Source organism: Gimesia sp., assembly GCF_048260065.1.
In the GTDB taxonomy this organism is placed as follows: domain Bacteria; phylum Planctomycetota; class Planctomycetia; order Planctomycetales; family Planctomycetaceae; genus Gimesia.
Map to the genome: position 1 here is coordinate 530,592 of NZ_JBLXHC010000005.1, position 12,742 is coordinate 543,333.

The 12,742-nt window shown below is 49.7% G+C and carries 7 protein-coding genes; 4 read left to right on the top strand and 3 right to left on the bottom strand.

The genetic code is table 11. From position 1 onward, the window contains the following. The first annotated feature begins 948 nt into the window (after positions 1–948). A complete protein-coding gene (locus tag ACN0YN_RS12790; protein WP_417385398.1) occupies positions 949–1,236 on the top strand; it encodes a hypothetical protein in 288 nt (95 codons plus the stop codon). A gap of 499 nt (positions 1,237–1,735) precedes the next feature. Beyond that, positions 1,736–2,323 (top strand): hypothetical protein, encoded by a 588-nt coding sequence (locus ACN0YN_RS12795; protein ID WP_417385399.1) that lies wholly within the window; start codon positions 1,736–1,738, stop codon positions 2,321–2,323. 214 nt (positions 2,324–2,537) lie between these two features. Here the strand turns inward: ACN0YN_RS12795 and ACN0YN_RS12800 are convergent, their stop codons facing one another. Then, entirely contained in the window at positions 2,538–3,932 is a 1,395-nt protein-coding gene (locus ACN0YN_RS12800; RefSeq protein WP_417385400.1) for an alkaline phosphatase family protein, read from the bottom strand. Positions 3,933–4,792: 860 nt separating this feature from the next. On the opposite strand from ACN0YN_RS12800, the gene ACN0YN_RS12805 reads away from it, so the two are divergent. Further along, positions 4,793–5,830: a hypothetical protein gene (locus ACN0YN_RS12805; protein ID WP_417385401.1), complete on the top strand. Its 1,038-nt coding sequence runs from the start codon at positions 4,793–4,795 to the stop codon at positions 5,828–5,830. A 564-nt stretch (positions 5,831–6,394) separates the two neighbouring features. Here ACN0YN_RS12805 and ACN0YN_RS12810 read toward each other — a convergent pair. Further along, on the bottom strand, positions 6,395–7,867 hold the full coding sequence (locus ACN0YN_RS12810) for a tyrosine-type recombinase/integrase (RefSeq protein WP_417385402.1): 1,473 nt from the start codon (positions 7,865–7,867) through the stop codon (positions 6,395–6,397). A gap of 719 nt (positions 7,868–8,586) precedes the next feature. On the opposite strand from ACN0YN_RS12810, the gene ACN0YN_RS12815 reads away from it, so the two are divergent. After that, a complete protein-coding gene (locus ACN0YN_RS12815; RefSeq protein ID WP_417385403.1) occupies positions 8,587–9,318 on the top strand; it encodes a ThuA domain-containing protein in 732 nt (243 codons plus the stop codon). 397 nt (positions 9,319–9,715) lie between these two features. On the opposite strand, the gene ACN0YN_RS12820 is transcribed toward ACN0YN_RS12815, so the two are convergent. Then, positions 9,716–12,475 carry an SUMF1/EgtB/PvdO family nonheme iron enzyme gene (locus tag ACN0YN_RS12820; protein WP_417385404.1) on the bottom strand — a complete coding sequence of 920 codons (2,760 nt, stop codon included), beginning with the start codon at positions 12,473–12,475 and terminating at the stop codon, positions 9,716–9,718. Positions 12,476–12,742: the final 267 nt, after the last annotated feature.

The following is a 12,742-nucleotide window of genomic DNA, read 5'->3' on the forward strand; positions in this document are numbered from 1 at the left end:
CAGTAGCCACGTGGGGGGCGGGGGATATCATGGCGTTTACAAAGCTTTGCCAGCCCGACATCAGACAGCCCAAATTCTGTCGCCAGGCGAGACGCTGGGATGGACCAGATTTGTTCGTAAAGTTGCTGCCGGGAGAGCTCTCTGTCTGACATAATTCTAACACCCTTGCAATGATTACTGAAAAGGTGTTGTCTATTTTGCCAACTGTGCCGTGACAGTCAAATATTTTCTACGGAGCCGGCAGTCCTTAACAACTCTGCCACCTGTAAAACTCCCTGAGGCAATATTGAGTAACTTCAAGTTATTTGGGGGATTTCAGAGTCCGCATTTCAGGCCAATCACAAAAGTGGTTTTTAAGTTGGTCAGAACTCACATGATACTCAAATTTGACTTATCCCTGACGATCCCCAGTTCTTGACCTAGTCAGGCGTCGCCACGTTCAATAATTCTCGAGGGACCGTCATGTTGTGGACTCTAGACACTAGTTGCTGGGCGTGATCAAGAAGTAAACTCTGAAGTCCTTGGTAGGCATCACTCGCAACTGGTCAAGGAGTTTGGGTTGTGTCTGGACAAGTCCACATGGTGTCGATTGACAATAGACAGAAATCCATATAGGTTCAGAAAGAAATACATTCTGTCTATCGTAAGTTAGCCCTTGGAGATCGTTGCATGACGCGGTGGCAAAATTCGCTGAATAAACTCCTTGACGCAATCCCGCCCCCGGCACAGCCGAGATACGTGGACGGTCCCCTTTTAGATCCATCCTTGCCTGCGTTACCTGAGGATCACGAGGCGATCATCAACGCATATGGCAGTGGAGAGTTTGCATACAGCGATATTGGTTGAGTCATCGAACTATTCAATCCACGCGATCCCTGGCATCGGAAGTGTCTTGGAGAAGGGCACGATATTCTGAGGGATTATCGAGAATCAGAGGGCGACAAGTACATGCCCTATCCGGTTTACCCCGAGAGTCCCGGCGTATTGATTTGTGGCTGGAATGATTCCCGTGATTACTGGTTCTGGCACGTAAACGCCCCCGAATCCAATCGATGGCCGACTATTTTCTACGGCGACATGCAAGACGCTTTTCAGTTCGATATGCCGATGGTAGTTTTCATGCAGAAGCTGTTTTTCGGCGAGATCCACCGAAGCGAGTTGAACTTCGCCGGACTCGATTTCAAGCCGACAAATTTTGAGTTCAAACCAACAACGCGAGTAGACTCGCCTACGTGAAGGGCTAACAAAACGCTCAACCGGAGCAGTAGTTGAAGCTGGAATCTAAATAAACTCACAGGCAGCCGCCTGGTTAGCTCAGACGTTCCTTTAGCCCTGATTTGATATACTCAAACCTTTCTCAAATGCATTTTTAAGCACCCGAACAAGCGGGCTCCTCAAGTGTGTGTGTGGAAGCCATACAAATTCTCGAGTTCAAGTCTTGTTTGGTTCCAGTCCCTTAACGCAGATAAGAAATCTCGGATAATGACATTTTGAGCCAGTAAACAGCATCTTTTAGATGAGTTATGTCGGTAATTTCTGTTTTGATAGTCATGCAAAATGCAATATTTAAAAGCGGCTCGCGGTTTTCATCAATGGTGACCAGATTCAGAGGGGCAACCTAGCTGGCTCAGCTAGAATATGTAAATAACGTCTTGTATTCCCTTGGGACCAGCTATACTATCAAATAGTGCAAGAAGGTTTACTAGGATTAAGCTGTTTTTCGATCAGGTCAGACATGGGTAAAATAAATTTAATACTAGGTGCTGCAGTAATACTGGTGATCGGCTACCTGCTGGGGGCTGTAGCAGTTCCATTGTCTGGAAAATCGACTGAAAATACTGCTGATAAAACTGAAGTCGATCTATGGAAGAAAGATCCAGTCATTAAGGTTGACTGGTCTAAGAAACCATCTCCAGAGGAAATCAGCACGACTGAAAGAATTCAACAAGCAAACGATAATAGTTTTGAGTCGTCCAAATCTCCTGTCAGCACAACAAGTAATGCTGGTCGGAATCTGGCTGCCAAAACAAGCGAGATGTACCGAAATCGACGACGTCAAAAACATCAACATCAAGTTGCAGTGCGAGCAGCACAGGCAGAGCAGCAACATGAAGCTCAGCGATATTACCAATCGGTGATACTGCCTCAGCAACAAGCAGCTGCCCAACAGTCATTCGAAAATTCCATGCAGGCGGTGGACAGGATGAACCAGCAGGAAATGCTCAATATTCAAAGGGAGAGGAATTACCTGCTGCAGCAAAAAATCTGGAACGACCAAACAAATTTCTGGATGCAGCAGAGTCAGCCTCGCGGACATCGTTAAATCACACATATTGCTGACGCTCTCACACATCTGGTATTTTCAAAAGTTTTTTTAGGTTCGTCAGAACACACATCCTTCTCTAGTCAGACGCGCCCCAAGACGATCCCCAGTTCGCGACCCAGCCAGGCGATGGCCTCGTTCAAAAGTTCTTGAGGGATCGTCGTGTAGGGGATTTCGGCCACAGTTTGGGGTGCATGATCAAGAATCAAACGCTTCAATCGCTGGTCTGTATTGCCTGCAACAGTGGTTTACCGTCGACATCAGGGTATTTAAGCCCCAGTAGTTTGGCGATCGTGGGAGCGATCGCGGTATTGTCTACTGTTGGAAGTTTAATTCCTGATCGAATACCAGCACCAGACAGGATGCACATGGCATTCATCTTCGGAAGTTTTGCCAGAAACCCATGTGAGCCCAGAGACGTTCGTGCTTCTTCATATGTGGTGACAAGCGTATCTCCCGTCACGGAACCAGAAACTGCGTATCCATCTTTCGCGATCAAAATGGCGTCGGGTACCTGATTGTATTCACGCGGGTGCGGAAATCCAACTTCGTCGAAACGATCTGGCAAGAGAACGTCGGCGACGCCTTCCTGCCCTGAGAACATCTTCTTGAAATCAGCAGAAGTCCGAGCAGCATCAGCTGGATTAGTGCAGTACACGAGACCAATGCCACCTTCCGGAATGACATGTACCTGTGCCTGCGTCAGCTTGCCACCTTCGACCTTCAATAAACCCGCCTGTTGCAGTAAAACGTTCGGCCGAATTGCTTTGGGGGTGAGAGTGAAGCCGTGATCAGATACCAGAATAATTGTCGTCTTTTCACGAATGCCAGCATCATCGATCGCGTCTATAATTCGAGAGACACACATGTCAGCATACGCATTGGCGGTGTAGCCCTCTTGTGACTGTGCTCCCCGCTTGTGATGCGTCGCATCATTATTCAACAGATGAACAAGCATGAGATGTGGTTTACGTTCACGGATTAAATGACACGCTGCTTCAGTCCAGACATAATCCATCCCGACGATGCTGGCTTTCCGAAAAGAGGCGTGTGTCGCGTCTTTCAAGAGCCCCTCTTCAATCAGTTCTGTTCGTAAGCGGGGCGTTGTGTAATCAAGGGCATCAGGAACATCAGGAAACTGGTCATCAAACGACTTTGAATTGCGAGTACACGGCCAGTTCACCTCAGCTGTTCTCAGCCCTGCTGCATGAGCCACATCCACCACGGTGGGAACTTTTACAAGATCACTCTGGTCGCGATGAGAATCAATCTTCACCGGGACTCCAATTCCGCCACGTGATAGAACCCCATTTGCAAGTACACCATGTCGACCAGGTTTCATGCCTGTCACCAGAGTGGTATGGTTGGGCCAGGTTACAGCAGGATCAGAAACTTTCATTCCGCCATCAACGATACAGCCTTCGCGAGCGAGCCGACGAATAGTTGGCAATGGAACTTTAGGATCATCAACAAGGTAGGCTGCTAACCCGTCAATACTGATAACAACCACGTGATGTTGAGCATCGGCTGCTTGAGCCACAGACCGGGGGTTTAGACAGACCAGGACAACAATAATCAGGCAGTAGAACCGACGATAACTATTAGGCATGCAAGCTTTCTCCCAGGCGATTGATCCATTTAAAATTCACTTTTACCAATGAATCATCCAATTCTAAAATAATTCCAAAAGATCCAGCGAACCATGAAGGTGCACCGACACGCCCCTGGAATAGCACCATTCGCAAGGCTAAGGTTGTGTCGCCCTTTGGCTGTTCTGCTCGCTTGTTGTAGCGGAACGGAAGCACACGAGCAGACAACTTCACTTACCGCATCAGGGCTCTGTAGCCCAGTTAACAAAGCGGCCTGATAGGATTTTAATCTCTTCTCCAGTGTTCGATCAGTACTTTGGATTCCTATAACGTATCGAAGAGTTCCCTATTGAGCAAATCATCTCTCAGTTTTCTGTTGAAGATTCGATGGAGCTGTTTTCCCAGGGACTCACCTCAATGCACAAACAGCTCACTCAGGCGTTCCAGAACACTTTCACTGTTCATCCTACATTCCACATCGATGCACAGGTACTCTCGTGGCAGTGCTGTAGCGACGTTCAAAGATGCTCCGGTTTATGTCACCGCTGACGGGAATAAGTGATTTTGATTTCGAACACGACAATCACGAATTCACCTTGGGCAGATTACGATGATATCTGAGTAATTTAGTGGACTTTCGCGAAAACGAAAGGTTTCTCGGAAACATCTTGCGATTGGAGAACGGCAGTGATCCTGATAGAGAGGAGAGGATCAACATCCGCTGTCATGTTGGTTTTTCCCTGAATAATTCTGAAGGTGGATGCATGTGCCCGTTGTGTCTATAATCTTGATAAATTTAGACAGAATGAAATTGGCTCGTCGGCAATGAGGTTGTTGTCTACATCAACATGCACAGCTTTTTCCAGAAAGAATCGTCGCGATGAACTTTTCTCCATTGTTCTCTGTCGCCTCGGTTACTCCACCAAATGGACGTCCTGAGCGGCGCGTCAATAACGAATTGAAAGATGCCATTCTTGCCCTTGTAGAACTCCGCAACCGGATGATTCGCACCGGAGACCGAAATTCGCTCGACGCCACTTACGACGGCTTGGAATCAAGAGATTATTCGATTCAACGCGAGGATCACGAGCGGACATCTTATTATGACTGGTACATAAATCACATCGAACGAGGGTTGGGTGCAGAAGTTATGGCGATTCATGTTGTCCCAGTTTACGATCTTGCCAGCTTGCCGTACAAGTACAACGCAAACTGGACGATAAACCAGCCCGAATTCGAATTACAGATCGAAACCAAAAAGAAGCAGACCTCATGGTATGTTCGACGTGACATTCTCCAAGACGGAGAGTTACGTGTGATTCTGCCTAATTTTTGCGATGCGCCTTGGAAGGCACCGATCTTGGAGAATAGAGGCGGCTATGTCGAATTTAATGCACAGGCCTTCGCAAAGGAACTTGCAGATCATATTGGTCTCGAGTTCTGCAGTTGGTCGGTGTATCTAAATGGGCTTGTTAAGATTCGAGCATTCGCGTTGAACGTTAATCCGTACGAAGGCATGATTCAGCCGTGCCTGTTGACCGACAAAGAGACTTTTGACGAGTCGGAATACGGCAAGTGGTGCCTAGGTGACTGGCGTTTCTACAACTTCACAAGTTCGCCACATTCGCAATGGCCTTACGGTGACGAACTCTGCCGCCTCATTCACGATTACGTCAGCGACAAGCCGCATGACTGCAAGCACCCGAAATTCGAATATTGGGTTCAACCGCGAGAAGACTTCGAAGTTCTGCTCGCCTGCGCGATGGCCGTTCAAGAGCCGGAATTCTCGAGATTTCTTCAACGGTTTGATCTGGCCGACGATTTCGAGATAGGCGTATTTCATGCTCATGATGAGCGGTGCGAATGCAACTTCGCTCTGGATGAAAACCAAGACTTGGCCACGCTGATAAAGGAGTAATCTGAGTGAACATCCAGCACCTTATGTCAAAGGTTCTGGGCTCTTCGGTGCTGCGAATTCCGGGACATTGTCAATGGACTAGCAGGCGAACCAGGCGATACATGCGAACGGGCGGCAACGTCGGATTAGAACTCAACATCTCACGCGACCGCCACGTGAATTTGGTCGTTCAGCGTTTGAAATGAAGAAGACTCTACCCGCATGATGAAAACTGCCGCCATCATTATTTCCTTACCTCTCGGTGTTCCTGCAATCTTATTCCTTTGAACGAGAGCGAATCCTATCAACTCATACGTATTCCAGTACATGTCTTAATTCGACCGTTTTCGCTGGCGCGTCATTTCGGTCAAATCTGACGAAGTTCGATCAGTAGTAAAAATCATAGGGAGCAGTCGCAGAGCAATAGGGGCTGAAGTTGTTCGCGCTGTTATCTGTCATGACATACCAGGCAGTTTCGCGCGAGTTCTCGCGCAAATATAGTGGAAATGTCCTGATAAATAGCAGGGCAGGAAACGTGGCCAAGCTCAAAAGTGGTTTTTAGATCGCCGGAGCGCGAATCGTTATTTAGTCAGACTCGTCATTGACGATCCCCAGTTCTTGGCCCAGCCAGGCGATGGCCTCGTTCAAAAGATCTTGAGGGACCGTCGTGTAGTGGATTTCGGCCACAGTCTGCGGGGCGTGATCGAGAAACAAGCTCTGCAGTCCCTGGTAGTCTCGGTTACCTCGCAACAGGGAAGCCGAAGTTTTCTTGCACGCCTTTAAAGTAAACTCGATCTCCGTCTTTTTAGAGAGTCTCCGGATCGCCAGTCGCACGGCGTCGGTCTTCTTGTACTTTCCGCCGTCGATGTCCTCGGTCCGGAGCAGTTTCCCTTCACGGGTTAGCAGCACGTGATCTGGATCATCGCTACGTTCTTGCTTGAGAAGCTCGAATGTCTCCGGCCAAAGCGGATACGATACCACGGGCACGTTTTCGCAGTTCCCAGTTTTGCTCCGTTTGCGTGTGATGATCCCCTGCTTCCAGTCAACTTCATTGGGATGGAGTTCGGCCATATCGATCTGGGTCATCGCCGAGTTTAATCCTAACAGAAGATAGAGTTTGGTCCGTGGGCTGGCTTTTTCCATCAGGGTTTTGATTTGCTCGGGGGTGAGGACTTTCACTTCGCGTGGGGTGACCGAGATCCGCAGGTCCTGGTCGTCTATATTTTTGGGTAGCATTTCCAGATGCGAGGTGTTCTTAACAAGCCAGCGGACGAACTGCTTAAAAACAGCAAATACGTTATGAGCGTAATGATCGCTCATTTGTTTGGCAGCGACTCTCCCCAGCAGATGGTTATAAAGACCCTGGACGGTATTGTGGTCGATTCGTGAGACGGATGTGCCGCTTCCAGCGAACTCCATGATGAACTCAAGGTGTGACCTCGACGTCTCAGCCCACGCAGCCGAGAGTTGCCTCGCAGCGACTTTGGCACGTTTCTGGAGCAGGTATTTCTCGACGTTCGCTGCGAACGTGTCCTCGGTGCTTGCCTCACCCAGGCGACGATTCTGGGTCTCCAGCCGGTCTTGCCACTGAGTATGCTCGTAGGGAGCCGGACCGCTGACTTGGATGATCGGCTCTAAGCCAGCTTCTTGATATACCGGCTTCATTCGCTCATTGATCGCAGTAAGCGGGGCGGGGCCGTTGAAGGGCCGATCTGACCATCCGAGCGGTGGGGGAGTCTGCATGGCCAGTCGCTCTTCCAAGTCCTTGATTTTGTCTCTCGCGACGGTGGCTGTCATTTCTTCACCATGGTCGATGCACCATCTGAGTACACTCTCCCATTCTGCGATCACATTTTTATACTCGGTCCGGTGGGGTTTGGCTTCTTCGGCTTCGAGGTCTAACTGGGCTTTGGTTGCCCGCCAGGCGGCTTCTGCCTGCTTCCTGGCCTCGCGATCGCTCTTCCCGCTACCGCCGTCGAAGCGGTACTTCTTGCCGAAATAGACGACCCGCCACTTGTTGCGGGGGGCATCCCAGTTCAATTTCGCCTGACGTGGCATTCCGACTCTCCGCTGGTCCAGATTGTGGTCCATAAAACTGCTGTGGTCCATGTTATAGTGGACCACAATCGATTTCAAGTCCTTTCATATCAATTGTTTACGTGACGATACCTTCTTTTGGGAGCAAGAGGTCGCACGTTCGAATCGTGTCGCCCCGACTTTTAAACTGTTATAAAACAAAGGCTTACGGACTCGAATTCAGGTCCGTAAGCCTTTGTTTTTTGGTACTAAATTTACATGCTCTCAGGCAACCTGAAGTTGCCTTTCTTGCCCTCACAATCCCTGTCGTGGCATTTTTCTCGCATTCTGTCTTTAAATCGCTTCCGAACAGCCTCTCAGAAGACACAGCAGTGCTAAGAACCTCTGAAACCAGAAAAGATTTAACTGTTTAAGCACAGTTGGTGAAATTCAAAGTACCTATTCAGTACAGACAGCGTTATAGTTTCCAATCGGCTGACGCTACGCTTTGATTTCAGCCCAGGCACTCAATGTTGAGTCCTTTCTGATCTGGAAACAACGGGGGAACCTGTTTTCTGAAATATTAATCCAACCATTGAATACCCAGCTAGACAGTAGTCTTATTCACAGCCTGTCTCCATCACGAAAGACGTCCAATGCCAACCCGAAATGCAACCAGTTCGATCAGTCACCACGGTCGACTTCTCGACCGATTCAGCACGTTTTCGAGCTTCCTGCTTTTACTCATGATGATCAACACTATGGCTGCTCAACATGCACCAGGAGCCGAGATCGTTTGTTTGACGGTGGATGATCCAAACAATTACGAAGCGGTCACGTTTCTCAATCGCTACGCGACGCAGGAGCTTCGGCCGGCTGGCCATAGTGTTACGATTCTGGAAGGCAATCAGCCGTTACCAACAGATATTCCCGGGCTGGTCAAAGCGGTTCCACGAGCCGACCTGTTGATTGTGTTTATACGACGGGCAACACTGCCAGTCGAACAGCTCGAAGCAATCAAAAAACATCTCAATGCGGGTAAACCACTGCTGGGGATTCGAACGGCCAACCACGCTTTTTTGCCTCCAGGTAAGGATGTCAAACCTCCTGAAGGCGGAGCAGCCTGGCCGGAATTCACACCGGCTGTACTCGGCGGACAAAACACCGGCTATGAGACGAAGGGGTTGCCTTATCGGGTCACACGCCATCCAGATGCTCCCGCGAAAACACCGTTCTTGAAAGGGATCGACCCGTCCCATATCCGCGGTTACCAGTCGCTGTATCTGGTCTTGCCACTCGCCGAAGATGCTACCCCGCTGCTGCTTGGTAAAGCGGAGACGGATACGCCGGCCCAGCCGTTAGCGTGGTACCGTACCTACGGTCCCAAACAGGCTCGGGTCTTTTACACAAGCCTGGGAGCACCCGAGGATGTCAAACAGCCTGATGTGATCCGGCTCTACAACAATGCGATCACCTGGTTGTTAGCCGATTGACGGGGCGTTTTTACCCTCACCTTGTAAGTCCCATATGGTGCGGCGATGATGGTCTGCGTTTCCTTGCCTAAGGGACTGGGCTTTTCCCAAGGGCGAGTACTCGCGCGAATTTGTAGGGCATGTCGTGACAAACAGCAGGACTGTTGACTGCTAAAAATCTGCGATCGCAATGTTCAACGTTTAAATTATCTCTGCGAGACTGACCTGAAATGCTACTGTTCAGGTGTGTTTGAGGTTTTTGTAGCCCGCAGGCCCGGCTGCCCCTTACCAAAAGCTTTCACTTTGCAGTCTGGCAGAGCCTTCTTCAGTTCGGCAATCCCTTCGGCTGTCACCAGAGTATCATCGACTTCGGCCCAATCATTTTTCCGTGGTGCCCGCTGACTCGGTCGGCTGCAGGTTATTCGATCGTCATCGCCAGTCGGAAACCTCCAAAGTCTTGACGACCATCGGGGGTGAACCAGGCTTTGTATGCTGCACGACAATGACGCGGCTCAGCGAAGATGTGACCTCCTCGCCGAATTCTTTGCTTGCCTGTCGTTGGTCCAACCGGATCCAATTTGACCGCAGTCTGGGCCACCTCGAGCAAATGGAAGTCTGAGCACCATTCTAAGACATTGCCATGCATGTCATATAAACCGAATGCATTCGGATGCAGTTGACCGACCGGATGCGTTTGACCTAAGGCGTTTCCCTTATGCCACGCAACCTGAGCTAAATCTGCTTCTGATTCGGTGTCATGCCATGCAGTTGTTCCTCCTGCACGACATGCGAACTCCCACTGAGCCTGTGTCGGCAGAGTGAATGAAAATGATTGCGACGCTGTCACAGTGTTCGACTTGACTAAAAACTGGTCGATATCATCCCAACTCACGGTATCAACCGGGTTTTGAAGATTCTTGTTAAACTTTGATGGGTTGCTTCCCATCACAGACTTCCATTGAGCCTGGGTTACCTCAAACTTCCCCAGATAGAACGGTTTGGTGATCTTGATATGCTGTTGCGGGAATTCCGTCTGAATACTTTTGATGGACCAGGTATCTTTCGCTGCTTCTGCTTCCGCTAAATATTCGTCTTTTTCCTGTTTCCCTGACCCCATCATGAATTCGCCCGGTGGGATGAGCATGAAGGATATTTTTTCACCACCGGGGAGTTCAACTTCCTGCTCGACCGGCACACCGAGGTACTTCGCCCAGGCCTGCTGGTGAGCTTTGGCTTGAGATGAGTCGAATGGGGCAATCGCTGCTGATGGGGCGTCGTCCGACCTGCCCTTTGTCACCTTACCCGTGCTCGAGACATTTTTCTGTTGCAAGCTCTCTTTGACCGCCTCCACCGGCAACACCACACGAAAACCGAATTTAGAACTAGCCGCTGGATGAGCAGAATATCGACCTGCTGCACGGCAACCGAACCAACTAACCTCCCAATTACCGCCGCGAAATACCTGATCTTTTTTTTGGGTGAACGGGTTGGATGGATTAACGGCTACTTCATCCTTCTCATAGAAAGAAGGCTCCCAGCTGTCCTGAACCCATTCCCGGACATTGCCATGCACATCATATAATCCAAACGGATTGGCTTTCAGCTTTCCTACGGCATGGGTGTGGTCATTCGAGTTGCTGCTGAACCAGCCGGCTGTAATCAAATCCTCATCCTTATCTCCGCTCCAGAACCGCGTTGTTGTTCCCCCCCTGCAGGCGTACTCCCATTCCGCCTCTGTCGGCAAACGGTAACCTATGCCGTCGAGTGGCGTGAACGTTGCGCCGGAACGAAAGTAGAACGGCTTCAATTTCTCTTGTTGACTCAGTTTAGTGCAGAAGTCGGCCGCATCTCTCCAACTCACCGCATCCACCGGATAGTTGCTGGTATCCAAACCAGCAACGGCATCTTTGCCCTTCCCGGTAGCAGAAAAGTGGGATGGGTTCGTTCCCATCACTTGCTCGTATTGCGCCTGCGTGACTTCCGTCTCACTGGCGTAGATCGGATTAGTAAGAATCACTTTATGTTGAGGAACTTCACTACTGAGTTTCTCCTCTAATTCCTGATTGCCACTTACCCATTTCTCCATCGCTTTAATCTCGTCAGCTGTGCTTCCCATCAGAAACTCCCCCGGGGGAAGTAAACGAAACTTCATGCCGATGGAATTTTCGTACTCGATAGGCACGCCAAGATGATCCGCCCAGGCCTGCTGATGGGCTTTGGCCTGCTGCGCATCAAACGGAGCAACGGCAAGTGGCGGCGAAGAAATAGTTGTCTCCCTGCCAACTTTCACCCACTTGGCATCGATGATTTTTCCGTTGTAACCGTTGTCGGAGTAGTCTTTGAGAATATCCCCCTGACCTTCTTTGAAAAGGTAAAGTGCTTCAGTAGTACTGTCTTTCGTCAACTCCGCGGGTGGCACGAAATCTTCGTTGTAGCGGGCTCCCTTTGAGTAACGCACGCCTTCGATCAGTCCACGAAACGGACTCTGGCCTGCCATACGAGTGTTTCCGATCAACAATTCTCTGACCATGGTGGGTGGTTTGGCCTGCGCAGGGGTTCGCTCAGGGCCGTAGTTCACTTTATCCAATCGTTTTCCATCTACATAAAGCCGGACTTCACCATTTTCGAAAATGGCTGCAATGTGGTTTCTTTCACCGCGTATAGCAATATTATTATTCGTATAACTGCCCCTGCAGATAACATACTCATATCCAGGGATGAGTTTCGTCGCCGTTACGAACGACCACTTGTTGAGTCTCTGATCATGAACTAAATTGAGCATCATTTGAATAGACAAATCGAGAATGGTTTCGTTAGGCGGGGCTTCCCCATTCGCTGTGGGTAAGATATCTCCCTCGGACACCCACGCCTCAAGTGTAAAGTCTTCATCGAGTCTGAACGGTGCTTTCACCTCGACAACACTTGTTGGCTCCGGGAAAGTTAATGCGTAGCGCTGTGAGTTGTTTGCTGCAGGGGGCGGATTCTTAATGGATTCACTCGCAGAGTGGCTGTTTGGCAGCTCTCCATTCAACATGCCATCGCGCTGACCATTCACAACCTTGGCCGTCAGTGCCGTTTTGCCAGCGACGCTGTTTGTGATGCCAGGATCGTTCTGAGTGATCTGTACATCCTGTTTGCCATCGCGAACGAAATAAGCCATCCCCAGCAGCAGTAACAATCCACCAATTCCGCCAGCGATCAGCAGATGTTTTGGCGGGCCGGATGATTTTGATTTTGAAGTGGCAGTCGACTTGCCCTTTGATGATGACTACTTCCCCTGTTTCGTACGCAACCTGACTACCGAGGATTCGGTACGGTCAATCGAGATCAAAGCCGGGTTCGATTCTTCTTTCGCCGTGGGAAGTGATTTCGGTTTCGGCCCCTTCTTTTTCGCCTGTTCCTGCCTGTGTTTTTCGTCCGGGTTGCGGAGAACATCCTGTAAATC